At 38.6% G+C, this 24,006-nt stretch carries 30 protein-coding genes and 1 pseudogene; 29 read left to right on the forward strand and 2 right to left on the reverse strand.

Features of this window, described 5'->3' with window-relative positions:
• Positions 1-9 precede the first annotated feature (9 nt).
• From ACPFYS_RS05615 to ACPFYS_RS05715, 21 genes are all read left to right on the forward strand, one after another.
• Positions 10-1,299, forward strand: a complete 1,290-nt coding sequence (locus ACPFYS_RS05615) for a phage portal protein (RefSeq protein ID WP_064340502.1) — start codon at positions 10-12, stop codon at positions 1,297-1,299.
• A complete protein-coding gene (locus tag ACPFYS_RS05620) occupies positions 1,256-1,999 on the forward strand; it encodes a head maturation protease, ClpP-related (protein ID WP_082266321.1) in 744 nt (247 codons plus the stop codon). The genes ACPFYS_RS05615 and ACPFYS_RS05620 overlap by 44 nt, the downstream gene beginning before the upstream one ends.
• A 2-nt stretch (positions 2,000-2,001) precedes the next feature.
• Complete coding sequence (locus ACPFYS_RS05625) at positions 2,002-3,186, forward strand: phage major capsid protein (protein WP_427876540.1); 1,185 nt, start codon at positions 2,002-2,004, stop codon at positions 3,184-3,186.
• A gap of 30 nt (positions 3,187-3,216) precedes the next feature.
• Positions 3,217-3,495 (forward strand): head-tail connector protein, encoded by a 279-nt coding sequence (locus ACPFYS_RS05630; protein WP_427876542.1) that lies wholly within the window; start codon positions 3,217-3,219, stop codon positions 3,493-3,495.
• Positions 3,496-3,828 carry a phage head closure protein gene (locus tag ACPFYS_RS05635; RefSeq protein WP_427876544.1) on the forward strand — a complete coding sequence of 111 codons (333 nt, stop codon included), beginning with the start codon at positions 3,496-3,498 and terminating at the stop codon, positions 3,826-3,828.
• Positions 3,825-4,205 carry an HK97 gp10 family phage protein gene (locus ACPFYS_RS05640; RefSeq protein WP_416431906.1) on the forward strand — a complete coding sequence of 127 codons (381 nt, stop codon included), beginning with the start codon at positions 3,825-3,827 and terminating at the stop codon, positions 4,203-4,205. Before ACPFYS_RS05635 ends, ACPFYS_RS05640 begins: the two co-directional genes overlap by 4 nt.
• Entirely contained in the window at positions 4,198-4,530 is a 333-nt protein-coding gene (locus tag ACPFYS_RS05645) for a hypothetical protein (RefSeq protein WP_427876546.1), read from the forward strand. The genes ACPFYS_RS05640 and ACPFYS_RS05645 overlap by 8 nt, the downstream gene beginning before the upstream one ends.
• Positions 4,520-5,092 carry a major tail protein gene (locus ACPFYS_RS05650; RefSeq protein WP_016815974.1) on the forward strand — a complete coding sequence of 191 codons (573 nt, stop codon included), beginning with the start codon at positions 4,520-4,522 and terminating at the stop codon, positions 5,090-5,092. The genes ACPFYS_RS05645 and ACPFYS_RS05650 overlap by 11 nt, the downstream gene beginning before the upstream one ends.
• Before the next feature lie 17 nt (positions 5,093-5,109).
• The gene (locus ACPFYS_RS05655; RefSeq protein ID WP_014554474.1) at positions 5,110-5,475 is read left to right on the forward strand and encodes a hypothetical protein; all 366 of its coding nucleotides are present in this window, start codon (positions 5,110-5,112) and stop codon (positions 5,473-5,475) included.
• A gap of 250 nt (positions 5,476-5,725) precedes the next feature.
• Complete coding sequence (locus ACPFYS_RS05660) at positions 5,726-8,293, forward strand: hypothetical protein (protein WP_427877677.1); 2,568 nt, start codon at positions 5,726-5,728, stop codon at positions 8,291-8,293.
• Positions 8,294-8,304: 11 nt separating this feature from the next.
• Entirely contained in the window at positions 8,305-8,958 is a 654-nt protein-coding gene (locus ACPFYS_RS05665) for a hypothetical protein (protein ID WP_427896803.1), read from the forward strand.
• Between the two features lie 12 nt (positions 8,959-8,970).
• Complete coding sequence (locus ACPFYS_RS05670) at positions 8,971-11,778, forward strand: phage tail spike protein (RefSeq protein ID WP_427877679.1); 2,808 nt, start codon at positions 8,971-8,973, stop codon at positions 11,776-11,778.
• Between the two features lie 45 nt (positions 11,779-11,823).
• On the forward strand, positions 11,824-12,006 hold the full coding sequence (locus ACPFYS_RS05675; RefSeq protein ID WP_065189411.1) for a hypothetical protein: 183 nt from the start codon (positions 11,824-11,826) through the stop codon (positions 12,004-12,006).
• Positions 11,987-12,322 (forward strand): toxin, encoded by a 336-nt coding sequence (locus ACPFYS_RS05680; protein WP_427876549.1) that lies wholly within the window; start codon positions 11,987-11,989, stop codon positions 12,320-12,322. The genes ACPFYS_RS05675 and ACPFYS_RS05680 overlap by 20 nt, the downstream gene beginning before the upstream one ends.
• Before the next feature lie 176 nt (positions 12,323-12,498).
• Positions 12,499-12,918 (forward strand): phage holin family protein, encoded by a 420-nt coding sequence (locus tag ACPFYS_RS05685; RefSeq protein WP_004118368.1) that lies wholly within the window; start codon positions 12,499-12,501, stop codon positions 12,916-12,918.
• Positions 12,911-13,831: a GH25 family lysozyme gene (locus ACPFYS_RS05690; RefSeq protein WP_427876552.1), complete on the forward strand. Its 921-nt coding sequence runs from the start codon at positions 12,911-12,913 to the stop codon at positions 13,829-13,831. The genes ACPFYS_RS05685 and ACPFYS_RS05690 overlap by 8 nt, the downstream gene beginning before the upstream one ends.
• A 145-nt stretch (positions 13,832-13,976) precedes the next feature.
• Positions 13,977-14,384 carry an RNA polymerase subunit sigma-70 gene (locus ACPFYS_RS05695; RefSeq protein WP_427876554.1) on the forward strand — a complete coding sequence of 136 codons (408 nt, stop codon included), beginning with the start codon at positions 13,977-13,979 and terminating at the stop codon, positions 14,382-14,384.
• Positions 14,371-14,583, forward strand: a complete 213-nt coding sequence (locus ACPFYS_RS05700) for an SHOCT domain-containing protein (RefSeq protein ID WP_422119055.1) — start codon at positions 14,371-14,373, stop codon at positions 14,581-14,583. The genes ACPFYS_RS05695 and ACPFYS_RS05700 overlap by 14 nt, the downstream gene beginning before the upstream one ends.
• 61 nt (positions 14,584-14,644) lie before the next feature.
• Positions 14,645-16,240, forward strand: coding sequence for a recombinase family protein (locus ACPFYS_RS05705; RefSeq protein ID WP_427876557.1), 1,596 nt, complete (start codon positions 14,645-14,647; stop codon positions 16,238-16,240).
• Positions 16,210-16,620 (forward strand): hypothetical protein, encoded by a 411-nt coding sequence (locus ACPFYS_RS05710; RefSeq protein ID WP_004111243.1) that lies wholly within the window; start codon positions 16,210-16,212, stop codon positions 16,618-16,620. The genes ACPFYS_RS05705 and ACPFYS_RS05710 overlap by 31 nt, the downstream gene beginning before the upstream one ends.
• A gap of 1 nt (position 16,621) precedes the next feature.
• A complete protein-coding gene (locus ACPFYS_RS05715) occupies positions 16,622-18,199 on the forward strand; it encodes a recombinase family protein (protein ID WP_427876559.1) in 1,578 nt (525 codons plus the stop codon).
• A gap of 284 nt (positions 18,200-18,483) precedes the next feature.
• Here the strand turns inward: ACPFYS_RS05715 and ACPFYS_RS05720 are convergent, their stop codons facing one another.
• Both ACPFYS_RS05720 and ACPFYS_RS05725 read right to left on the reverse strand, forming a co-directional pair.
• On the reverse strand, positions 18,484-18,933 hold the full coding sequence (locus ACPFYS_RS05720; RefSeq protein ID WP_174191324.1) for a hypothetical protein: 450 nt from the start codon (positions 18,931-18,933) through the stop codon (positions 18,484-18,486).
• 1 nt (position 18,934) lies between these two features.
• Positions 18,935-19,135: a helix-turn-helix transcriptional regulator gene (locus tag ACPFYS_RS05725; RefSeq protein ID WP_101889313.1), complete on the reverse strand. Its 201-nt coding sequence runs from the start codon at positions 19,133-19,135 to the stop codon at positions 18,935-18,937.
• 277 nt (positions 19,136-19,412) lie between these two features.
• On the opposite strand from ACPFYS_RS05725, the gene ACPFYS_RS05730 reads away from it, so the two are divergent.
• From ACPFYS_RS05730 to ACPFYS_RS05765, 8 genes and pseudogenes are all read left to right on the forward strand, one after another.
• Complete coding sequence (locus ACPFYS_RS05730; RefSeq protein WP_415692692.1) at positions 19,413-19,535, forward strand: recombinase family protein; 123 nt, start codon at positions 19,413-19,415, stop codon at positions 19,533-19,535.
• 381 nt (positions 19,536-19,916) lie between these two features.
• Positions 19,917-20,351 (forward strand): hypothetical protein, encoded by a 435-nt coding sequence (locus ACPFYS_RS05735; RefSeq protein WP_427876562.1) that lies wholly within the window; start codon positions 19,917-19,919, stop codon positions 20,349-20,351.
• A gap of 129 nt (positions 20,352-20,480) precedes the next feature.
• Positions 20,481-20,783, forward strand: a complete 303-nt coding sequence (locus tag ACPFYS_RS05740) for a type II toxin-antitoxin system RelB/DinJ family antitoxin (RefSeq protein WP_004133089.1) — start codon at positions 20,481-20,483, stop codon at positions 20,781-20,783.
• On the forward strand, positions 20,783-21,106 hold the full coding sequence (locus tag ACPFYS_RS05745; protein ID WP_004133090.1) for a type II toxin-antitoxin system RelE/ParE family toxin: 324 nt from the start codon (positions 20,783-20,785) through the stop codon (positions 21,104-21,106). The genes ACPFYS_RS05740 and ACPFYS_RS05745 overlap by 1 nt, the downstream gene beginning before the upstream one ends.
• A gap of 562 nt (positions 21,107-21,668) precedes the next feature.
• Positions 21,669-22,139 (forward strand): GNAT family N-acetyltransferase, encoded by a 471-nt coding sequence (locus ACPFYS_RS05750; protein ID WP_004111719.1) that lies wholly within the window; start codon positions 21,669-21,671, stop codon positions 22,137-22,139.
• A gap of 195 nt (positions 22,140-22,334) precedes the next feature.
• A complete protein-coding gene (locus ACPFYS_RS05755; protein WP_004574894.1) occupies positions 22,335-22,952 on the forward strand; it encodes an SAP domain-containing protein in 618 nt (205 codons plus the stop codon).
• Between the two features lie 232 nt (positions 22,953-23,184).
• Positions 23,185-23,637 carry a conjugal transfer protein gene (locus tag ACPFYS_RS05760; protein WP_427896805.1) on the forward strand — a complete coding sequence of 151 codons (453 nt, stop codon included), beginning with the start codon at positions 23,185-23,187 and terminating at the stop codon, positions 23,635-23,637.
• A 313-nt stretch (positions 23,638-23,950) separates the two neighbouring features.
• Positions 23,951-23,998, forward strand: a pseudogene (locus ACPFYS_RS05765) (hypothetical protein); the annotation flags it as partial.
• Positions 23,999-24,006: the final 8 nt, after the last annotated feature.

A 24,006-nucleotide genomic window follows, 5' to 3' on the forward strand; every position in this document is an offset into this window, starting at 1 on the left:
AGGTGTGTCATGAATATTTTTAGTAAGATTTTTAAGAGTAGAGATAAGCCTGAGAATCGTTTTAACTTGAATGCTCAAAGGTTTATTAGTGGCATGTCTTCTTCGGGTAAGAGGGTGAATGAGCGTTCTGCGATGCAGATGACGGCTGTTTACTCGTGTGTGCGTATTTTGTCTGAGGCGGTGGCGAGTCTGCCGCTTCACGTGTATGAGCGGACGAGTACGGGTACGGCTAAAGCGGTTAAACATCCTTTGTATAAGGTGCTTCATGATGAGCCGAATCTTGAAATGACAAGCTTCGTGTTTAGAGAAACCTTGATGACGCATCTATTGTTATGGGGTAATGCTTACGCGCAGATTATTCGAAATGGTAAAGGCGAGGTTTTAGGCTTATACCCTTTAATGCCTGATCGTATGAGAGTTGACCGGGATGAGAGTGGTCAAATTTTTTACGAGTATACGTTAAATGATAGTGATGTTTTAGCGGGTAAAGAAACGAGTGTGAAACTTAAACCTTTTGACGTGCTTCATATTCCCGGTCTTGGTTTTGACGGGCTTGTTGGCTATTCGCCTATTGCGATGGCAAAAAACGCTATCGGTATGGCGATAGCTACGGAAGAGTATGGTGCATCGTTTTTCGCTAACGGTGCTACACCAAGCGGCATCTTGGAATACCCCGGTACAGTAAAAGATCCTCAAAGTATGAGGGATAGTTGGAATAAGGGGTTCTCGGGTTCTAACTCGCATAAGATAGCGATTTTAGAGGAAGGCATGAAGTATACGCCTATTTCTATTTCGCCTAACGAAGCACAGTTTCTTGAAACTCGTAAGTTTCAGATTAACGAGATTGCTCGTATTTTTAGAGTCCCGCCACACATGGTTGGTGATTTGGAAAAATCGAGTTTTTCTAATATTGAGCAGCAGTCGTTGGAGTTTGTTAAATACACGCTTGATCCTTGGGTGGCGCGTTTTGAACAGTCTATTACGAGGCGGCTTTTTACTGATAAGGAGAAAGAAACTTATTATGTGAAGTTTAACGTGGATGGTCTTCTTCGAGGAGACTATCAGAGTCGTATGAATGGTTATGCTACCGCTCGTCAAAACGGTTGGATGAGCGCAAACGATATTAGACAGTTAGAAAACTTGGATAAGATTCCCGCCTGTGAGGGTGGCGACTTGTATTTGATTAACGGTAACATGCTCCCGCTTAACCGTGCGGGAGCGTTCGCAAACAGTAGCGGAAAGGAGGAAAAAGGTAATGAGGAAGTTTTGGCAGTGGAAAAACCAAAAGGAAAACAATGAGACTAATGAGAATAATGAGATTTTTGAGAGAACGCTGTTTCTTAACGGTACGATTGCTGAAGAATCATGGTTTGATGATGATATTACACCACAACTTTTTAAAGACGAGTTAAACGCTGGTAGTGGGAATATTACCGTGTGGATTAACTCGCCTGGCGGCGATTGTGTGGCTGCGGCACAAATCTATAACATGCTCATGGATTACAAGGGTTGCGTGACGGTAAAGATTGACGGTATTGCAGCAAGTGCTGCCTCGGTTATTGCGATGGCTGGCACAAAGGTTTATATGAGCCCGGTGTCAATGCTTATGATTCATAATCCTATGACTGTTGCTTTTGGCAACAGAAGCGAAATGGAAAAAGCAATATCAATGCTTGATGAGGTCAAAGAGTCCATTATTAACGCTTACGAGATTAAAACAGGGCTTAACCGTGTGAAACTGTCGCATTTAATGGATTCGGAAACATGGATGGATGCTAACAAGGCGGTAGAACTCGGGTTCGCGGACGGTGTTTTAACTAGAGGTGAAACCGCTGATATTGGCATACCACAGGTTTCAACATTGTATTCGAAAGCAAGCGTGCAAAACACGTTATTGGAAAAAATATGTAAAGCCTGCCGGATAAGCGGTAAGGAAACAAACAATATTAGTGCAGACGATCTTATGGATCGTCTTTTTTTAATCAAAAATTGGAGGTAAATATGATGAACACTATTTCAAACATGGTTGAGAAACGTAATAAGGCTTGGCAGGGTGCGAAAGCTTTCCTTGAGTCTAAACGTGACAAGGACGGGCTTATTTCAGAAGAAGACGCGAAAACCTATGATGAGATGGAAGCGAAAGTGAAAGCTTACAGTACGGAAATTGATCGTTTAGAGCAGATGGAAAAAATGGATAAAGAGCTTTCAAAACCAACATCCGAGGCGATTGTTGCAAAACCTATGAAAACAGGCGTTAACCTTGAAAAACAAGGTCGTGCGCGTGACGAGTATAAGCAGGCGATGCTTACAGCTCTTAGAAGTAATTTTAAACGAGTCGATAACGTGTTGCAGGAAGGCGTGGACGCTGACGGCGGGTATCTTGTGCCGGAAGAATACGATAATCGTCTGATTGAAACGTTGAAAGAAGAAAACATTATTCGCTCTCTTGCTACCACGATTACTACTAGTGGAGAGCATAAGATTAATATTGCGATGAGCGATCCTGCGGCGGCTTGGATTGAAGAAGGCGCAAGCCTTAACTTTGGGGATTCCAAGTTTGCTCAAATCCTGCTTGACGCTCATAAGCTTCACGTTGCGGTAAAAGTTACTGAAGAACTCTTGCATGATAACGCGTTTAACCTCGAGAATCATCTTCTCACATCCTTCGGCATGGCTTTGGCTAACGCTGAGGAAGACGCTTTTCTTAACGGGGATGGTGTTGGAAAACCGACTGGTATTTTCAACAAGAAAGACGGCGGCACGTTCCTTAAAGAAACAGCCGGTATTAAAACTGATGATCTGATTGATCTTGTTCACGCTTTGAGGCGACCATACCGTAAAAACGCGAGTTTTATTATGAACGATAAAACAGTCGCGAGCATACGAAAACTTAAAGACAATAATGGCGCGTATGTTTGGCAGCCTTCATACCAGGATGATGAGCCGAACAGGATTCTCGGATACCCGGTTTACACGTCTGCTTACGCGCCTGAAAACATGGTGGCTTTTGGAGACTACTCGTACTACAACATTGGTGATCGTGGTTCACGCTCGTTTAAAGAGCTTACCGAGCTTTTCGCTGGAAACGGCATGATAGGTTTCGTCGCTAAAGAGCGTGTAGACGGCAAACTCGTGCTTAAAGAAGCAGTACAGATTCTGCCTGTTAAAACAAGCGTAGCAGCTTAAAAGACGACTAAAAGTTAAGGAGGGGTGTTGATGATAGTTACAGTTGAGGAAGCAAAAAACTATCTTAGGGTGGATAGTCGAGAAGATGATGAGCTTATCAACACCCTTATTCATTCTGCTGAAAAACTCTGCCAGGGAGTAGCTCGTAAAAACGATAGTAGTTTGATTAGTGAAAACTTTGACGAGTATCGGCTCGCAGTCTTATACGCTACAGGCTACTTGTATGAGCATCGGGAAGAAGCAGACCATCACGCGCTAACTCTCACCTTACGTTCGATGCTTTTTACTGTTAGAAAAACGGGGTTTTAAATGAGAATAAGTTTACTAAACGAGCGTATTATGCTACTTAAAAACAGTGTAGAGGTTGATGAGGTTGGTAACCATAAGATTAAGTGGAGTAAATATTACGAGTGTTACGCCACGGTGAGTGCTGAAAGCCCATCTGAGCAGACTTCGGCAGGAAACGTGTGGGATGAGTCAAAAATAGATTTCACTATCCGCTATTCGAAAGAAACCACTGTAATATCATCTATTGGTTACAGGATTATTTTCCATGATACGGTTTATGAGATTTTAGGTATTGACCACATGAATTATAAGAAAAAAAGCCTGAAACTTCACTGTAAGAGGTGTAAAAAGTGAGCAAAGTAAGTATTGGAAGCCTCTCCGCAGAAGTTATTAGAGAGCTTAAAACTTACGCGAAAGTTACAACCGGGAAAGTAAAAGAAGCAGTAAAAAACGCTGGTAAAACAGCAAAAGAAGAAATTAACGTGACAGCTCCTAAACGAACTGGAGCGTATGCGAAAAGTTGGGCGGTTAAAACATTAAACGAAACAGGCAGCAGACTAGTTCTCGTAGTGCATTCTAGAAACAAGTATCAGCTTACACACTTGTTAGAGTACGGTCATGCTAAACGAGGCGGCGGACGCGTGGAAGCTAGAGCACACATTGCTGAGGCTGAAAGTAAAGCAGTACGAAGTTTTGAAAAAGAAATAGAGGAGGCGGTTAAAAATGGGTAATCTTTTAAACATTATGAGGGAGATAGGTTTTCCTTTCGCATACCATCATTTTGCTGAAGGAGAGTCCCCTAATCCGCCTTTCCTCCTGTTTCTTACGACTGCGAGCAGTAATTTTTCTGCAGACGGGAAAGCGTATTTTAAAGCAAACGAAGTTCATATTGAACTATACGCAGATTATAAGAATCCCGTGCTGGAAGAACAAGTTGAGGCCGTGCTTGACAGGCACGGCATTTTTTATAACAAAACAGAAGCGTTCATAGAGTCGGAACAGCTTTATGAAACACTCTACATTTTTGAAATGGAGGTAACAGAAAATGGGAAATAAGGTTAAATACAATCTTAAAAACGTGTACGCGGCAAAACTTAAAAAAGATTCGAGTGGTTTCTCCTACGATGAGCCTAAGCCGATTCCGGGGGCGGTGAGTATAAGCCTTGAGGCTGAGGGTGAATCCTCACCGTTTTACGCTGACGGGATTGTTTACTTCAGGTCGACTGCGAACAACGGTTACAGTGGCGACTTGGAAATTGCTCTTATACCTGAATGGTTTAGGACGGAAATACTACGAGAAGAACTAGATAAAAACGGTGTGCTGGTTGAAAACGCGAAGATTAGTGAAACAGAAAAATTCGCGCTCCTGTTTGAGTTTGATGGTGACGTGAACGCGATCAGACACGTTTTATATAACTGTTCAGCAACACGACCGTCTATCGAGTCAGAAACTAAGGAAGACACTATAGAACCGGGTACGGAAACTTTGTCGCTTACGGCTGATCCTAGAGAAGATGGTTTGGTGAAATCCCGTAGCGGTGACACTACTTCAAAAGAAACCTATGAGAACTGGTATAAGAGCGTGTACGTTCCGCAAGTTAACACGGAAATCAAATAAGTTTTAAAGGGGTAAAAGTGTTAGAAAAAACAGTAAAAGTAAATGGTAAAGACGTGAAGTTTCGTTCTTCAGCCACTATTCCAAGACTGTATCGTATTAAATTCAAGCGTGATATTTTCAAAGACCTGTCAAAATTAGAGCAGTCTTTCAAAATCAACGAGGGTGTTTTTGAAATAGCAGATCTTGAAATTTTTGAAAACGTAGCTTATATCATGGCTTACCACGCGGATAATAGTATTCCAGCGAGTATTGATGAGTGGCTTGACGAGTTTGAAATGTTTTCTATCTACGAGATTCTTCCTGAAATTCTAGAACTTTGGGGAGCAAACTTGGAAACTGAAGTAAAATCTAAAAAAAATTTAAAACAACAACACGGCAAATGACAACCGCGTTGTTTCTTCTTAGATGCACAGAAATCGGGATTAGTATTTGCGAACTGGATCTTTTAACCATCGGCATGGTTTTAGACATGTGGACGGAGAAAGCAAACGATAATGTGAAATACGATAAGCTCGCAAGCCAAACAGAATTTGATAGGTTCTAGACGAACACCAGTCATTCTCACATTGTGGTATTAAACAGAAAATCTGAATTTTTTCACGCGTAAATTAAGAGTAAATGGGAGGTGAAGTTATGGCAAGCAGGATTAAAGGTATTACTGTTGAAATTGGTGGGGATACTACAGGCTTAGATAAGTCTTTACAACAGGTGAATTCGACTATTCGCTCAACCGAACAGTCGCTTCGTGATGTTAATAGGCTTTTGAAACTTGATCCGACAAGCACGCAGCTTTTAAGCCAAAAGCAGGCTTTTTTGCAGAAAGAAATCCAAGAAACGTCTAATAAGCTTAACGTTTTGAAACAGGCGGATAAGCAGGCTAAAGTACAGTTGGAAAACGGGGAGCTTGGTAAAGACAAGTATGATGCGTTACAGCGTGAGATTGTTGAAACAGAAAATAATCTTGATAGTTTAAAAGAAAAATTAAAACAGGTAGGTAGTGTTAGTTTAACCAAGCTTAGTAGCCAGTTTGATAGTACGAGTAAAAAGATAAAGAAACTAGGAGATGGTATGTCATCTCTTGGTCAAAGTTTAAGCACGAAAGTTACGCTGCCGATTGCTGCTATTGGTACTGCTGGTTTTACTGCTGCAGCAGACTTACAGGATGCTATGGGTGCGACAGAGCAGATTTATGGTAAGTCTGCTGACAGAATGCTTAAATGGTCAGGAAGTTTGAAATCCTATTATGGTATTGCTCAAGGTCAAGCTTTAGAGTATGCGAATACTATGGGCGCGATGTTGAAAAATATTGGTGGGAAAAGTGATGCTGAAGCAGCTGAGATGAGTCAGAAGCTGGTTGCTCTTGCAGGCGACTTGTCTGCTATGTTTGGTGGCACAACCGAGTCTGCTGTTCTTGCTTTAACGGGCGCGCTTAAAGGTAATAATGCGATGCTTGACAATTATGGTATGGGTGTTAACGAGGCGACTATTAAAGCTAAAGCTCTTGCCATGGGTTTGCATGATGGTAGAGGCGCGATGAGCTTGCAAGCGAAACAGGCTGCTACTTTGGCTCTTATTATGGAGCAGACTGCTGACGCTCAAGGGCAGGCTGGGCGTGAAGCTGCGGGCGCTTCGGGTTCTATGAAGATTCTAAAAACAGAGTTGCAGAATATTGCTGCGACTATTGGTAATGTTTTACTTCCCGTCATAACACCTTTAATGCAGAAAATTTCAGCATGGCTTTCTAAATTTAAACAGCTTTCTCCAGAAAGCCAAAAACTTATAGTGACACTTGGGCTGATTGCTGCGGCAGTCGGCCCTTTTTTAGTGGTTCTTGGAACGTGTATTTCTAAAATAGGTGTTGCTATACAAGGGTTTTCTAAACTAGCTTTGTTTATAGGTAAAATGTTCGCAAGTTTTACTTCCGGCTCTAGTATTCTTGAAGGGTTAGGCGCTGTTTTAGGTGGAGTATCCGCGCCAATACTCGCGGTTGTTGCGGTTATTGGTGTTCTGGTAGCAGCTTTTGTAACCTTATGGAACACTAACGAAGAGTTTAGAAACAGTGTTATTGCTGTTTGGGAGAAAATCAAGGAAACTTTCACCGGTTTTGTTAATAGTGTTAAAGAAAAACTGTCAAGCCTTGGTATTGATTTTACGAGTATTGTTGAAGGGCTTAAAACAGTGTGGAATGGTTTGTGTGCTATTCTAGCTCCACTGTTTGAAGGCGCTTTAAATTTAAGTTTTACTAGTTTCAAAACCGTTCTTGATTTAATCACAGGCGTTTTAGACGTTTTTATAGGCTTGTTTACCGGTAACTGGTCTCAGCTTTGGGATGGTGTAAAAGAAATTTTTACTGCTGTTTGGAACGCGGTTAAAAACACGTTCATGACAGTATTTAACACGTTAAAAAACGTTTTTAACGTGTTTTTGTCTTTCTTTGGCACTAGTTGGAACAAACTGTGGTCGAGTGTGAAAAACTTTTTCATGAATGTTTGGAATAGTATCGTATCGTTTTTCACTAACGTTTTAAACGGTATTAAAAACACTGCAACAAGTGTTTGGAATGGTATTAAAACTGCGATCATGAGCGTGGTAAACGGTATTAAAACAAGCATTTCAACAGTGTTTAATTCAGTAGCAAACATGGTTAAGTCTGTGTTTAACGGTATTAAAAACACGGTTGTGTCAGTTTGGAATGGTATTAAAAACGCTATCATCACTCCGATAGAAGCGGCGAAAAACAAGGTTAAAGCAGTAATCGACGCTATAACAGGGTTTTTCTCTGGCATAAAACTTAGTCTTCCTCATATTAAACTGCCGCATTTTAGTATTAAAGGACAATTCTCTCTTACGCCACCGTCTGTACCGTATCTTGCTATCGACTGGTATAAGAAAGCAATGAACAAGCCAATGCTGTTAAACGGGGCGACTATTTTCGGTGAGAAAAACGGGCGTATGCTTGGCGGCGGAGAGAAAGGCCCGGAAGTGATTATGGGGCTTGATACTTTGCAGAATATGAGCGCGGGAGCGAACACGCAAATGCTTAGTGTTATGAACCAGATTCTAGCGATTATGGACGCGTATTTCCCACAGTTTTCCAACCAGAGTATTGTGCTCGACACTGGCGAACTAGTGGGTGGTATCGCGCACAGGATGGACAGTGAGCTTTTCAAGCTTCAAACAAGAAAAACAAGGGGGTGGTAAAAGTGTATGGGATGCTAATAAACGGGTTGCATAGTTTTAACGATCTAGGGCTGGTTGCTACAAGCCGTCCACTCGTTCAACTTCCAGAACCTAAATTAGAGTATTTGCAAATACCAGGCAGGCAGGAAAGTATTGATATTAGTGAAAGTCTTGCCGGTGAAGTGTTATACGAGATGCGTGAAGGCTGTTTTGAATTCATTGTCGCAAACAAAAACAAGTGGAGTGAAACATGCCATAGTGTTAAAACGTTAATCCACGGCAAGAGTGTAAGACTGTCTCTTGATGATGAACCATTGTTCTACTATCAGGGTCGAGTGTGGGTTAGTGATTTTAAATCGGATAAAAACTATTCAACTCTCACACTCAACTATAAGCTGCAACCGTATAAGTATAGTGTAGATGATTCGGATGGGGTTCACACAATATGGGGTATGCAAGTAGATGATAAGCGTGAAATAACACTCGCTCACGATTTTGACATGACACTGATTCCAGAATTTAACAACCTGTCATCTAACAGTATGCTACTGGATTCTAATGGTAAAAACTATGAGATTAAAACAGGCGTTAACCGTTTCCCACAGCTTCGTTCAAAAACAAACATGAGTTTAACATTCGTTGGAAACGGGATGGTAAATATTTCCTATAAAAGGGGGTGGTTGTGAGTGTACAGGATCATGCTTGATAATAATACGATTTACTATCCAAATGATGACAAAGCGGTACTTGATGATATCACGTTAAACTTGGAACTTAATACTGCAGGAACGTTAACGTTTACTTGCCCTAGTCAAAACCCTTGCTATGAGCTTATTAAAAACCGGAAATCAATAGTAAGCGTGTGGCGTGACGATGAGGAGATTTTCTTCGGCGAGGTTAGAGAACAAGTAAAAGACTTGCATGGTAGTAAGAAAGTAACTTGCGTAGGGTTGTTAACTTACTTAGCTGATAGTATTCAACCTCAGAAAGAATACCATGATCAGAGTTCCTACCAGCTTTTAGAAAAACTTTTACAAGCTCATAACAGTCAAGTAGATGATTATAAGAAAATAAGAATTGGTTTCGTCACAGTATCTGACTCGAATGATTCACTCTACAGGTTTACTAATTTTGAAACCACGCTTGAAGCTATTATGGGAAAAATGGTTGAAAAGCTTGGCGGATATGTGCGTCTTAGAAAAGAAGACGGGAAACTTTACTTAGATTACCTGCATTTGGAGGAAATAGGTAAAACTACAAGCCAGCATATTAGTTTCGGTTTAAACCTGCTTGAATACGCGGAAAACCTTTCAGCAGAGGATGTTACTACAGCGGTTATTCCTCTCGGCAAAGAGTTGGAAAACGAGAATAGTGAAAACGAGGTTCTTAAAAAGCATGTTGATATTACTTCAATAAACAATGGGAAAAACTATATAGTATCTCGTGAAGCGCAAAAAACATTCGGCTGGGTTTGTAAAGTTATTAATTTTAATAATGTGACAGTTCCAACTAATCTTATGCGTAAAGCTGTTAAATGGTTACAGGATAACCAGTTTGAGCATGTAGAAATAAGCCTTAGCGCGGTTGACTTATCCGAGTTAGGTTTATATTATGCGACGATTAAGTGTGGGGATAGGGTTCGTTGTCTCGCTCCACAATTTGGCATGGATCGTGTGTTTCCTGTAGTAAAAAAGACTATACCGATTCAAAAACCAGGCGAAGTTAGAATCGTGCTTGCGAGCAGGATTTCTAAAGGGTATGTGCAAAACGTGTCGCATGCTGTTCAAACGTTAAAAGAAGAAGCGGTTGAAACTAGAAAAATTGATAACGAGCGTGTTAAAGCTGCGATCGATAATATTAAAGCGCAAATGGGTAATTCTCAAAGCGGCTATAAGATAAGCGAATACGATAGTAAAGGCATGTGGGTTCGTGACCTTTACATGGATACGCCTGATAAGAACACTGCTACAAAAGTTTTACAGGTTAACATGAATGGTATTGCTGGAAGCCATAACGGTTTTTCAGGCCCTTACAGTACTGCGATGACTCTTGACGGCATGGTGTATGGTGACAGGATTATCGGGCATTCGATTGACGCGGAAAAACTTTCAGTTTCTTACACTTCGCAGGTAGAAAAGCAGATTAGTAAAGCAAAAAACGAGGCTATAAAAGACACTGGTAGGCGGCTTGAAAACTATTACACGATAAGTGAAATCAACACGAAACTGAATGTTACAGACGGTAAGATTGAGGCTGGTGTTGAAAGCGTTAACCATAGTCTTAAACAGAAAAACGGTAACTATTACGGTTCGTATACTCCAAGCCAGTTTAACGCTCCTATGAGCTTGTGGCTGACTGATAGTGAAAAAATGCAGCATGTTGGTGATTTTTTCTACGACACGTCAACCGGCTACGCTTACAGGCTTATTGTTAAGCAGGAAAGTTTAGCCGTAAAATTTAATGAGAAGTCGCACACGGAATCAGCTTTTGACGATTTTGTAGACATTTTTTACAAGTATAAGGATAAAATTTACGCTATACCGGGTTTAACTGGTGAAAAAATTTCTGGCGCAACAGTGTTTGTTCCATCAAGTGAGTTTTGGCTACATTTTAGAACTAACTGGTCTCCGTTTGACAATTATGGTTTTAAGATTGATAGCATTAAAAAAGAGTATTCAGGAGAAATTTCAGGATACGTGTCTAAACTGCCTGAAGATATTAACATTATTGAGGTTGAAGGTGAAAATTATCCTGAGTCTGAACACCCGTATAAAGGTGGAACAAGCAAACTATGGCATTACGTTTCAGCTGACAGTATAAGTAGTTTTAGAACGTTCGCTTGGACAAGAGTTAAAGATAAAGACATTGAGGCTGCTAAATTCACGGCTGATAAGGCTATTTCTAAACTAACCATAGTAGAAGATTCCATATCTTCAATGGTTAAAAAAGGTGATTTTGGTAGTTTCATGCAGCAAAACTATAACAGTTTCCTTCTCGGGTTTAACCATTCGAGTAAATACGTGCAAATAACACCCGGGCAGATAGAGCTTTACGATGGTGAAGTTGATGAGGATCATAAAAGAGCTGTTTTTGATAAAAATGGGAACAACTTCTACCGTAACGGCGTGTATATTGGCTATGTTGGAACCGGCGAGTGGGAAGAAGATAATTCTCACAAGGGTCTAGTTTTTCATCTTACTAACGACGGAAAGTATATGGCTTTCGCGCAACGTAAAACGGCTGATGAAGAAACATACGCTACTATGCTGTGTTTTTCACGTTCGCAAAGCATCTATAAAGAGTATGGTATTCACGCTGGATGCAACTTTTACATGCATGGTAACAAGATTATAGATCCTGTTTGGCAAGACGGTGCAGGAGTAGACGCGGATATTAACTATGTGCAGATTATTGAAATGAACCAGGATGGGAAAGCTTCAAAATGGGGTTCTAACGCTCACATGGTGTTTAAAAACGGGATACTCATGAAAGTTAAATACTATTAAAAAGCGCGGGTGGAAGCGTTAAGTGAAAGTAGAGGAGAATTTGTTATGGAAAAACTCATTATTCCCACAAACAAAATAGTGGCTAATAAGGGCACGCGCTTAAAAGACGTGACAGAAAGTATTACAACACCCGTAGTTGATAATACGAAAATTTTATGCGAAATCAGCCACAAGCTGGATATTATTCTAAAAAGATTGGAGGAGAGTAGTGGTAAAACCGACAATTAGCTACGCGGTAGCTGTGCAAAAATATAAGGCTGAGTTAAACGAAAAAATAGTCGAGTTGAATAAGCAAATACCAATACCTACTTACATGATAGAAGGCATTGTTGCAAGCGTATTATCTGATATGCGTTCGGCGGTGATCGCGGAAAACTCGATGGAATATGAAGCGTATGTGAAACAGTTAGAAGACTATTTTAATTCTAGAGAACGCGAACTTAACGACGAAATTTTGAAAATAAAAGCCGAAAAAGACGAAAAAACTGAAAAAGGTGAAACGGCTGGGAAAGGTGAAGATGCTGAAGAATGTGTTAAGGAGTAGTCATGTGTTGAAAAATAATATCAGTTGAAATACTGAAATGTTGAAATGTTGAAATGCTGAAATGTTAGGGCAGGTGTGGGTTAAACCATGCCTGCCCTTTTTTATTACTTTCTACTTTTTGTTTTTTGTTTTTATAAGAGTACTGGCAAATGTTAGGAAAACTTGTAAGGAGAATTATGAGAGGATTTTGGAATATTGCTCAACTGGCTTTCACACTGGTAGGCGGCTGGCTGGGATACTTTTTAGGCGGGTGCGACGGGCTGATCCTCGCGCTCGTTTTATTTGTGGTTGCGGATTATATTACAGGCGTGATGTGTGCTGTTACGGATAAGAAACTGTCTAGCAGCATTGGTTTTAAGGGCATTTTTAGAAAGGTGCTCATTTTTATGCTTGTTGGTATAGCAAACATTATAGATTTTCATGTTTTGAAGCAAGGAAGCGTGATTAGAACCGCGGTAATTTTCTTCTACCTATCTAACGAAGGATTATCTTTAACCGAAAACGCGGCTCACCTGGGGCTTCCCGTGCCTGAGAAATTAAAAAACGTTTTAGAACAATTACACGACAAGAACAGGAAGGACAATACTCATGAGTAAAAAAGGAATAGACGTGTCAGAATGGCAGGGTGACATTGATTTCAACGCGGTGAAAGCATCCGGCGTTGAGTTTGTGATCATTCGAGCAGGATACGGTATCGGATGCAAAGACAAGTGGTTTGAACAGAACTATCGTAAAGCAAAAACAGCCGGTCTTGATGTTGGAGCCTACTGGTATTCGTACGCAAACTCTGGTTTTGAGGCGGCTGAGGAAGCTCAAAGCTGTGTGAACATGCTTTCAGGTAAGAGTTTTGAGTATCCTGTTTACTTTGATTTGGAAGAGAAAAGCCAGCTTAACCGTGGGCGAGTTTTCTGCGATTCTTTGATTACAAGTTTTTGTAATAAGCTGGAAGCTTGCGGGTATTATGCAGGTTTTTACACTTCGCTTTCAACTGCTAATAATCTCGTGTCATCTCATGTTAGAAACCGTTACGCTTTGTGGATTGCACAGTGGAACACGCACTGCAGTTATCAGGGTTCGTATGGTCTTTGGCAATACTCGTCAAGTGGCAGTGTGCCTGGAGTAGCCGGCAGAGTTGACATGGATTATGCTTACGTGGATTATCCGAGCATTATTAAAAACGTTGGATTAAACGGGTGTAAAAACGGCGGCTCTGACCAAGCTGCGCGCACGTCAAGTATTGATGAGGTGGCGCGAGAAGTTATTAACGGCGCTTGGGGTAACGGCAGCACGCGTAAACAGCGTTTAACTTCTGCCGGATACGATTATGCGAGCGTGCAAAATAAAGTTAATAAGCTTCTTGGTGTTAAAGCTTATAGAAAGTCGGTTGATGAGCTTGCACGTGAAGTAATCCGAGGCACGTGGGGTAACGGAAATGAGCGTAAACAGCGTTTAACTCAAGCAGGATACGATTATGATACGGTACAAAAACGAGTAAACGAACTCTTGTAAAACAGTTTGAAACATGTAAAGCCCGAGGCTTGTTCCTACATTGGAGCAATCCTCGGGCTTTTTTATTTTTAAGGTTAAATTGTCAAGTCAAGAGGTTAAAAAACACTGTTTTTTCTTTGCCTGTGATGTAAGGAGGCACAGGCAAATGAATGTGGAAGAAAAAAGTAAGATTGGAAAACTAAGAAACATGGGGTTTGGCTATACGAAAATAGCTAAACAGTTAAATCTTTCAGTTGATACGGTTAAAAGCTACTGTAAGCGCAACAATCTTGGCGGCGTAAATGTTGGCAATAGTGTGCAATTATGTGATTTATGCGCTAAGCCTGTTAAACAGAATGCTGGTCGTAAAGTTAAACGTTTCTGTTCTGACGCGTGTAGAAGCGCATGGTGGAGTAAGCATACACAGTTGGTAAAAAGACAGGCAAACTATGAGTGTGCTTGTCTTAACTGCAAAAATTCTTTTATCTCTTACGGTAATAAAACCAGAAAATACTGCTGCCACGCCTGCTATATAGAACATCGTTTTGGAGGTGAACGTCATGCAAATAAGTAATGATGCTCACGGGCTAAAGGATGTTAAAGCGAGGGCTTGGACGAAAGAGAGTATGCAGGCGGATTTTTGTTTTGAAATAGCCGAAAAACTTACCGTTTCACTCTTTAAAAAAGGGCTTATCAGCGAGCAAGAAAAAGAAAAAATAAGCCGTCTTAACAGGGAAAAATTTCACCCGTTTTACAAGGAATTATTGGGTTAAAAGCTTGATAAATACTGCTTTTAGAGTGATGAATAGTATTAGCTGAAAGTGAGGGGAAATAGTGAAAGAAATAATAAAAATAGACTCTACAATGCGAAAAACTGGTTTTGAGAAAAAGACGCGGGTTGCAGCGTATGCGAGAGTTTCTAGTGATAGTGATGAGCAGCTTCTCAGTCTAGAAGTGCAAAAGGAGCATTACGAAAACTATATTAAGTCTAATCCCTGCTGGGAGTATGCGGGGCTTTACTTTGACGAGGGTATTAGCGGCACGAAAATCGATAAGCGTGAAAGTCTTAAACAACTGCTTAAAGACTGTCAGAGCGGTCAGATAGACAGGATTGTTACAAAGTCTATTAGTAGGCTTGCAAGAAACACGGTTGACTGTCTTGAAATAGTTAGAAAACTTACCGGTCTCGGTATTTATTTGTATTTTGAGAAAGAAAACATTGATACCGAGCATATGAGTTCGGAGCTTATGCTTTCTATCCTGAGTTCTATTGCGCAAAGCGAGTCAAGATCCATCTCGGAAAACAACACGTGGGCAATTCAAAAAAGGTTCGAAAACGGAAGCTTCGTCATTTCTTGCCCTGCGTATGGGTATAAAAACGAGAATAAGAAAATGATTATAGTTCCCGAGCAAGCCAGGGTAGTGAAAGAAATTTTCAACATGGCTCTTTCCGGCATGGGTGGAGAAGCAATAGCACGAGTATTGACCGATAAAAAGATTCCAACTAAAAAGGGCGGAAACTGGACTTCAACTACCGTGAACGCTGTTTTGACTAATAAAACATACACAGGGGATGTGATTTTTCAAAAGACATTTACAGACGATAGTTTTAACCGTCATAAAAACTGTGGCGAGAAAAAACAGTATGTTATTGAAAACCATCACGAGGCTATCATCAGTCATGAAACTTTTAATCTTGTAAAAGAGATTATCGCGTGGAGAAGAAGTGAAAATAACATAGTATGTGGTAGTGGTAAGTACAATAAGCTTTATGCGTTTTCAGGTAAAATTCGTTGTGGTGAGTGTGGAAGCAAGTGTAAAAGACGAATAATTTATCAACATAATAAGGCGTATGGCATATGGGTTTGTATAACGCATCTTGAAGATATTCATGCTTGTTCACAAAAGTCTGTTATGGAAAGTTATCTTAAAATTTCCTTCCTGCAAATGTTAAACAAGTTAAAAGCAGGATACGTTCAAATGTTGACTCCTCTCGTAGAAAGTTTGAGAGGTGTGAATAATAAAGACGGTTTGAACAAGGTTATCGAACTCGAAGAAAAAAAGCTTAAGCTGCAAGAACAAGAGCAAGTACTCAGTAAGCTTTTAGCCGGTGGCTACATTGAGATGGATTCCTACTATCTGGAAAGCAATCAGCTTAAAACGGAAATAGATACTTGTCTTAAGGAAAAACTTAAGCTTTCCAACAGTTTAAACGGTAACTTAACGCACTTAAACGAGGTGCAAAAACTTCGACGGTTCGTAAGTGTCACAGAAGTATTTAGCGAGTTTAAGGATGAGGATTTTCTGGATTTTGTAGACGGCATAGTGGTAAAAAGCAGAACAAGATTTCTTTTTATTTTGAAATGCGGATTGGAATTAGAAGAAGAGGTGAAAGAAACATGGCACGCATCCCATATGGTTACAGAATAGTAGACGGTAAAGCGGTTATAGATGAAGTAAAAGCTCAAGAAGTAAGAGAGTTTTTTCGTTTCTATCTTGAATTTAAAAATATTTCTCAAGCTGCTAAAAAATCAGGTATAAAAAGGGATTGGCCAGTCACGGGCAAAATTCTTAGCAAGAAATTGTATTTAGGAACAGAGTTTTATCCTCAGATTATCGATGAGGATATGTTTAGACAAGTGCAACAAATAAGGCATGAGAATGCTATCAGGAATCATCGTTATAAAGAGCCTAAGCCAATAAAGGAAATTCGGCTTATTACAAGCTACCAGTTAGAAAAGGTAGAAAAGAAATACGATGATCCTTATCGGCAAGCAGCATACGCTTACAGTCAAATCAAGGAGGTGTAAAATGAGTGCCAACGTTATAATTATTCCACCAAGAAAAATAGCGGGAAATACGGTAGATAAGCATGAAGATAAGCCGAGGTTAAGAGTAGTAGCGTATTGTCGTGTCAGTACTGACAGTGAAGAACAAGCAACAAGTTATGACACGCAAGTTCAGCATTATACGGATTATATTTCAAGAAATCCTCTCTGGGAGTTTGCTGGCATCTACGCTGATGACGGTATTTCAGGAACTAGCACGAAAAAACGTGTCGGTTTCAACGACATGATCCACGATTGCATGAGTGGCAAAGTAGACATGGTTATCACTAAGTCGATTAGCCGTTTTGCGAGAAACACTATCGACTGTTTAAAATTTGTTAGACAGTTGAAAGACAAAAACATTCCGATCATTTTTGAAAAAGAAAACATCAACACCATGGAAGCAAGCGGAGAACTATTGCTTACTATCATGGCTTCTTTAGCTCAACAGGAATCCGCGTCGCTTTCTCAGAATGTGAAGCTTGGACTTAAGTTCCGCTACCAGGAAGGCAAAGTGCAAATCAACCATAACTGGTTTTTAGGATACACAAAAGACGATGAAGGGAATCTTGTAATTCTTGAACAGGAAGCAAAAGTCGTAAGAAGGATTTATAGAGAATATTTAGAAGGATTAAGCCTTAGAGATATAGCGGAGGGTCTTGAAAAAGACGGCATTAAAAACGGTGCCGGGCATTTAAAATGGAATTTATCTAATATTAAAGGCATCTTGCAAAACGAAAAATATATTGGTGATGCTCTTTTACAAAAAACCATCACGACAGATTTTATTAATCATGTTCGTATAAAAAATGATGGAACAGAACCACAGTATTATGTCAAAGATAGTCACACGCCTATTATTCCAAGAGATATTTTCTTTAAAGTTCAAGAAGAAATGTTAAGACGAGCCAACATGTTTAGTGGTGAGGAGAATAAAAAAAGGAGAGTTTATTCCAGTAAGTACGCTTTATCCAGCCTATGTGTTTGTTCTAAATGCGGGGATGTTTACAGAAGAATTGCTTGGAACAATCGAGGAGTGCGTTCTGTTGTCTGGCGTTGTTGCACCAGAGTGGAAAACGGTCCTAGTGCTTGTGATGCTCCGACAGTACAAGAGGAAGAACTGCAGTCTGCTACAGTGAAAGCCATAAACAAGGTGTTTAGTATATCGGATGAAGTATTGGATACGTTGAATAACAATATTAGAGAAATTATCGCGGGCAACAACTTAAGTGAGCTTGAAACGGTTGATAAAAGAATTGCAGATAAACAAGCGATACTACTAACCTTGCTTAAAGCTAAAAAAGACTACACGAAAACTGCTGATGAGATTGATGAGCTTAAAGTTAAGAAACAGCAGCTTCTTATAGAAAAAGCAGGTCAAGAAGATGCTAAAAGACGAATCAGAGAAATGGAAGATTTTCTGAAAAGTGAGCGTCACGATATTAGTGAGTATGACGAGAAGCTGGTAAGAAAGTACATCAAGAAAATAAAAGTTTACGAGGATAAGTTCAGCGTAACTTTTAAATCAGAGATTAGTGTTGATGTTGAAAGGGCATCGTAAAAGCCAAAAAGAATGTGAGCGTTTGAAATGTTACAAAAGTCAGCCTAGGGGAATCATCTCTAGGCTGTTTTTATGCTAAACTCAAGCTATTAAGCAAACGTAAACCTTTTAACGATAGCCTTTTCCTATCGTTAAAAAGTGCACCCACTATCAATAGTGTGCACTCAAAAAAGTGTAGCTATACTTGGAGTTCTCTCAATCCATTTTTACCTCCTAATTTTGAGTATAAAAAAAGACGATAGAGTTTTAACTGTCTATCGTCTAATACCTTTACTATGATATTTTCAAATCTTTTTTGACCAATATACTTTTAATAATTTAGAAAATATTATTTGTACAAATGCAACTATTATTAACGCTAAAAAGGCTTCATAACTTACATATGCTACAATTAAAGAAACTGTTACAATAACCATTGAAAATATAGGTATTATATTTGATCCTGACTTCATCCTTATTAATATCATTCTTTCATCTGTTTCTTTAGTATGCATCTTCTCCAATATATCTCTATTTCTATATGCTCTACCAAGCATTGACATGTAGAATACAGATACAAGTTCAAGTCCAATAAAAAATACTGCTACATAATATGTCACATCTTCTTTTAATGGAAATTTATATTTTAAGTAAAAATTTCCAATAATAACTGCGAGTAAGGCAACCATACATAATAAGACTAAAATACTAATTCTAAATCCTATTTCTTTTTTATATTTTTCTAATTTGTTCATATTAATCATCCTCTTCTATACTAAATATTTCTTCAATACTCATATCAAAAAACTTAGCAATTTTAAAAGCCAACGGCAGTGACGCTATATACTTCCCAGTTTCAATGGAAGTTATGGTCTGTCTTGTTACTCCAACTTCATTTGCCAATTCTTCTTGAGTTATTTTATGCTGTTTTCTTAATTGAGAAATTGCATTTTTCATTTTCCTCCTCCAACAGCAAGCTAACTTTACATATAATGTATAGCTCGCTTTGCTTTTTTTGTCAAGCATACTTTGCTTTTTATAATTTCTTAAACTAAAAAGACGATAGATTTTTACTATCTATCATTTGTTGCTATATTCAATCCTATAATTAGTTTTTTTATATTTTTATTTTTAATGACTTAGATTTTGAAGTTAATTTAGTTTTATCCCTATTTTTCAAAAAATCTTCACCATAAAACAAATCCTTTTTATTATAATCTTCAAGTAACTTGTAATTCTTGAACAGGAAGCAAAAGTCGTAAGAAGAATTTATAGAGAATATTTAGAAGGAGCAAGCCTTAGAGATATAGTTCTCTCAATCCATACAGAAGCAGTGGCACTCCTTTACAAATCGTGACTGTTTCAAGATATCGTTTTGATGACACCTACTTGCGTATAGTCTAGTTCCTGAGTTTAAGAAGTTGCTTGTTGAGTATTATGAGGGTGAAGATTTGCAGGTGATTGCTTCGTTTATGAGGGAATATTGTTGGAGGCATTAAACGCACGCGATGATATTGGTTCTTCTGTTTCTGTAAATCTTGCTGTTTATGAAAGAGCATAGTTTGCTAGTAAATGAAAAAATTAGTGTCGATAGTCTAGACAAATTAATAAAAAAAATAGAATATTCATTAAGATTATTAAAGTAATCAGAGCGAATGGTAGATTTTGTTTACTTAATAGTCTGTTTTATGATCATTTGATACAAAGTTGTGTTAACGAAAAGGAGGATAGTAGTGTTATGAGGAGTAAAACTATTTTTTGTAAAAACATTTTTCAAAGTTGTCTTGTTATGCTTCTGCTGCTAAGTACTCTCTTTTCTCTTGCGGGATGTGCTGACGATGAGGAGAAGGCGGAGCTTGCGTCGTATCATTGGGAAACAGTAGCGGTGTCTCGGGAAGAGTTTCGTATACCAGAAAACTATATGAATAAGGATGAGTTGTATCTCTTTGTGTCACGAGACATTCTTGATTCTCATTATGATTTGTCTAAAGTCACTCTTGGAGATAAGCCCATCAAATTAGTTGACTCACAGTTTAATTTGCCTAGTTCAGGGTATAAAGCTTTATTTTTAGTTGGTAAATTTGATTTAAAAGACAAGCCAAGCTCTAATGTTCTTAAAGTGCCAGGACTTAATAAAACAGGTAATGTTGCTGTAGGTTATAAGAAGCAATAGTAGTATTTTGCGCTAAATGCTTAGTGTGAATGTTGAAAGTGTTTATATCAGTCAAAAAATCCCATTCATGTAATTGTGTTGCAATATGCGATACAGTATTTTATGATGTGTGTATGGAGGTTGATTGATATGGCAGTTACTAAAACAGCGAATGTGAATGTGAGAATACAAGAAAATATTAAGCAGCAGGCGGAGCAGATTCTGGAAACGATTGGAGTTCCTAGGGCTACGGCTATTGACATGTTTTATCGTCAAATCATTCTTAATAAGGGTATTCCGTTTTCGCTTACTATTCCAAAGTCTCTTCCAGCACAAGATGATATGGATGAGAAAACGTTTAACGCGTTGATGGCTAAAGGTTATGATCAGGCGGTTCGTGGTGATAGTTATCCGATAGATGATGTTTTTGAAGATCTTGAACGAGGTCTTTAATGGATGAGTATAAGATAAAAGTCACTCGTCAGGCGAAAGAGCATCTTGCACTTATTCGAGAATATATCGCCACGGAGTTACAAGCACCGATAGTGGCTAAAAGAATGCTCGAGCTGTTGAAGTCGGAAATGATGTCTTTGCAGACGATGCCTTATCGTGTGAAGTTAATTAGTGAGCAGCCGTGGTGTGAACTTGGTTTTAGAAGAATACGCGTAAAAAATTATTACGTTTATTTTTGTGTTGATGATAGTAGAAAAGAAGTTCAAATACTCGCGGTTATCTACGTGAGAAGAGACCAGACTAAACAACTGGAAGAATTGTAATGTAACGCGCTATCAAGCCAATCTTAAACTTTTTAACGATAGCTTTTCCTATCGTTAAAAAGTGCACCCAATATCCATAGTGTGCACTCAAAAAAGTGTAGATATACTACCCGTTCACTCAATCCACGTCGAGAGTGTTGTATTGATGTCAAAGGCTGATTAGGTGGGTGCAAGTTTGCCCTTGTGTAGCAGGGGTTAGCGAGGGCTATCGTTAAAAGGTTTAATGCGAAGCGGCTTTAAGCTGGGTTCTCGCGGTTTTTGAGCGTGATTTTGCTGTATGAGGGAACATGTCGACGCTTTAGGGTCGAGTGCACAGGATGTTAACGTTAAAAAGTGCACCCACTTTGCACCCAGCTGGTGAAGTGGGGAATGTCAATCAACGTTGAAGCTCTAACCCTGCTATCGCGCGATTAGCAAAGCTAATCGATGCGAAGCAGAGGTAGGTCTCATGTCAAGAATCTCCAAGAGAAGCGACCGAATAGGAAGCTTCGATTGGAAAGATTCGACGGCGGAGGCTCTAGTATTGATGACAAGAATAAATTAGAGTTTGTGGAGGACTGGATTGAATATAAAAGTAAAAGAAATTGAGAATAAACTAGAAAAGGAATCTGTATCGAGAGAAGTATTGTATGATCTTCAAGAATGGTTTGGAATGCCAGAAAGTACAGAAGAATATATTCAAGATTCACAGGAAAAGCCTTTTCTTGCTTGTTATATTAATGATAAACTTGTTGGGTTTATTGTGTTAAACGCAACCAGCAAGGATTGTGCAGAGATTTTTGTGATGGGTATAAAAAAGAAATTCCATAGAATGGGAGTTGGCTCGGTACTTAACAAAGCATACGAAGCTATGGCAAGGAAGATGGGTTACACATACTCACAGGTAAAAACTGTTCAGATGGGACACTACAAAGAATATGATATTACAAATCATTTTTATATCGCGATGGGATATAAAGAATTGGAATGTTTTCCAACTTTATGGGATGAGTGGAATCCGTGTCAAATATATATTAAATATCTAGGAGTGTGAGAACTCTAAGTTTATTTGCTTGAAACCTTTTAACGATAGGCAGAGATAATTGTTAAAAGGTTCATGGATATGTTTCTGCATACGAACATGTCGATAAGACATACCTAGTGTTTACTCGTTTAATGTGAAAGCTGCGGCGGAGGCTCTAGTATTGATGACAAACGAATAGAAAAAAAGAGAATTGAGGGAAAGTGTATGTTAGAAAGTAGACCTGAATTTAAAGATATAAAATCATTTGAAGAATTCAACAAATATTATTGGTATCGAGAGGAGTTATCAAAAGTTTGTAAGTCTCTTGGATTAGAATATAGAGGAACAAAAAAGGAACTGAATTATATTATAGAAGAATATTTTAAGGGAAATAAAATAAAAAAATCTTCAAGGAATAAAAATAAAAAGATAACTGATAATATAACATTAAATACTCCATTACTAGAATGTGGATTTTCATTCAATCAAAAATTTAGAGACTATTTTTCAGAGCAAACTGGAATTAAGCCATTTAAATTTAATGCGAATATGGCAGAAGCTTGGCGAAAAGTAAAAAGAAAGAACGACAAAAATTTTACAATTAAAAATATGCTTGATGTATATAATGGAGACTCTGATTACGCAAAATATGATAATACTACTAACCAATGGAACCAGTTTGTAAAAGATTTTAACTTAGATGAACGTAGTGATAAATTTTCTAATAAGATGAAAGTTGCTGCAATTCTTTGGAACGAAGTGAGAGAATCTAACCAAAGTAAAGTATATTCAAAAGAGCTTTTAAGCAAATATGCAGATAAAATAAAAGGATATTGTAAATGAGTAAATTCTACATTATATAATGTGCATTATATATCAAAAATATAAAACTAGATATGTTTCCAAATACGTACTAGTATAAAAAACCTATGATATGTTTACCAATACGAGGAAAACATTAAAAAAAGTCAATGATATGTTCGCGAAAACGAAAAAATGAACTTTTTATCCATAGTGTTGACTCCAGGCAACTGGCGACAATGAGTTTAATGTAACCTACAGTGTAGACCAGCTCATTACAGAGGGAGAAAATACAAAGACCGTCCACTCTGCTTATATAGTGAGTGTCTATGTAGATGGTTCTGGAAATATGGTACTGGTTAAGAATCCGACCATTACCAACATACCTAAGAAATCAAGTTATAAACCAAAAGCCATTGAAAGTGAGGGGACGGTTGATTCCATTACAACCAATGAAATCAATGAGTTTTTAACGACGTTCTTCAAGCTCTATCCTACAGCGACAGCCAGTGAACTTTCCTACTATGTGAATGACGGGATATTAAAACCAATCGGAAAAGAGTACATCTTTCAAGAACTGGTAAATCCTATTCACAATCGTAAGGATAATCAAGTCACGGTATCGCTGACAGTGGAGTATATCGACCAGCAGACCAAAGCAACGCAGGTATCTCAATTTGATTTGGTACTTGAAAAGAACGGGAGTAATTGGAAGATTATAGAATAACAAATATTGGTACATTATTACAGCTATTTTGTAATCACGTACTCTCTTTGATAAAAAATTGGAGATTCCTTTACAAATATGCTCTTACGTGCTATTATTTAAGTATCTATTTAAAAGGAGTTAATAAATATGCGGCAAGGTATTCTTAAATAAACTGTCAATTTGATAGTGGGAACAAATAATTGGATGTCCTTTTTTAGGAGGGCTTAGTTTTTTGTACCCAGTTTAAGAATACCTTTATCATGTGATTCTAAAGTATCCAGAGAATATCTGTATGCTTTGTATACCTATGGTTATGCATAAAAATCCCAGTGATAAAAGTATTTATCACTGGGATTTTTATGCCCTTTTGGGTTTTTGAATGGAGGA

Source organism: Gardnerella sp. 2492, assembly GCF_050320365.1.
Lineage (GTDB): Bacteria > Actinomycetota > Actinomycetes > Actinomycetales > Bifidobacteriaceae > Bifidobacterium.

Bases quoted from the DNA above. Each gene is read 5' to 3' on its own strand.
- ACPFYS_RS05685 (WP_004118368.1), top strand. From the start codon at position 12,499: ATGAGAGGATTTTGGAATATTGCTCAACTGGCTTTCACACTGGTAGGC.
- ACPFYS_RS05635 (WP_427876544.1), top strand. From the start codon at position 3,496: ATGAGAATAAGTTTACTAAACGAGCGTATTATGCTACTTAAAAACAGT.
- ACPFYS_RS05740 (WP_004133089.1), top strand. From the start codon at position 20,481: ATGGCAGTTACTAAAACAGCGAATGTGAATGTGAGAATACAAGAAAAT.
- ACPFYS_RS05695 (WP_427876554.1), top strand. From the start codon at position 13,977: ATGAATGTGGAAGAAAAAAGTAAGATTGGAAAACTAAGAAACATGGGG.
- ACPFYS_RS05645 (WP_427876546.1), top strand. From the start codon at position 4,198: ATGGGTAATCTTTTAAACATTATGAGGGAGATAGGTTTTCCTTTCGCA.
- ACPFYS_RS05710 (WP_004111243.1), top strand. From the start codon at position 16,210: ATGGCACGCATCCCATATGGTTACAGAATAGTAGACGGTAAAGCGGTT.
- ACPFYS_RS05650 (WP_016815974.1), top strand. From the start codon at position 4,520: ATGGGAAATAAGGTTAAATACAATCTTAAAAACGTGTACGCGGCAAAA.
- ACPFYS_RS05630 (WP_427876542.1), top strand. From the start codon at position 3,217: ATGATAGTTACAGTTGAGGAAGCAAAAAACTATCTTAGGGTGGATAGT.
- ACPFYS_RS05715 (WP_427876559.1), top strand. From the start codon at position 16,622: ATGAGTGCCAACGTTATAATTATTCCACCAAGAAAAATAGCGGGAAAT.
- ACPFYS_RS05625 (WP_427876540.1), top strand. From the start codon at position 2,002: ATGATGAACACTATTTCAAACATGGTTGAGAAACGTAATAAGGCTTGG.
- ACPFYS_RS05670 (WP_427877679.1), top strand. From the start codon at position 8,971: ATGCTTGATAATAATACGATTTACTATCCAAATGATGACAAAGCGGTA.
- ACPFYS_RS05725 (WP_101889313.1), bottom strand. From the start codon at position 19,135: ATGAAAAATGCAATTTCTCAATTAAGAAAACAGCATAAAATAACTCAA.
- ACPFYS_RS05675 (WP_065189411.1), top strand. From the start codon at position 11,824: ATGGAAAAACTCATTATTCCCACAAACAAAATAGTGGCTAATAAGGGC.
- ACPFYS_RS05620 (WP_082266321.1), top strand. From the start codon at position 1,256: ATGAGGAAGTTTTGGCAGTGGAAAAACCAAAAGGAAAACAATGAGACT.
- ACPFYS_RS05745 (WP_004133090.1), top strand. From the start codon at position 20,783: ATGGATGAGTATAAGATAAAAGTCACTCGTCAGGCGAAAGAGCATCTT.
- ACPFYS_RS05755 (WP_004574894.1), top strand. From the start codon at position 22,335: ATGTTAGAAAGTAGACCTGAATTTAAAGATATAAAATCATTTGAAGAA.
- ACPFYS_RS05735 (WP_427876562.1), top strand. From the start codon at position 19,917: ATGAGGAGTAAAACTATTTTTTGTAAAAACATTTTTCAAAGTTGTCTT.
- ACPFYS_RS05665 (WP_427896803.1), top strand. From the start codon at position 8,305: ATGCTAATAAACGGGTTGCATAGTTTTAACGATCTAGGGCTGGTTGCT.
- ACPFYS_RS05690 (WP_427876552.1), top strand. From the start codon at position 12,911: ATGAGTAAAAAAGGAATAGACGTGTCAGAATGGCAGGGTGACATTGAT.
- ACPFYS_RS05720 (WP_174191324.1), bottom strand. From the start codon at position 18,933: ATGAACAAATTAGAAAAATATAAAAAAGAAATAGGATTTAGAATTAGT.
- ACPFYS_RS05700 (WP_422119055.1), top strand. From the start codon at position 14,371: ATGCAAATAAGTAATGATGCTCACGGGCTAAAGGATGTTAAAGCGAGG.
- ACPFYS_RS05660 (WP_427877677.1), top strand. From the start codon at position 5,726: ATGGCAAGCAGGATTAAAGGTATTACTGTTGAAATTGGTGGGGATACT.
- ACPFYS_RS05615 (WP_064340502.1), top strand. From the start codon at position 10: ATGAATATTTTTAGTAAGATTTTTAAGAGTAGAGATAAGCCTGAGAAT.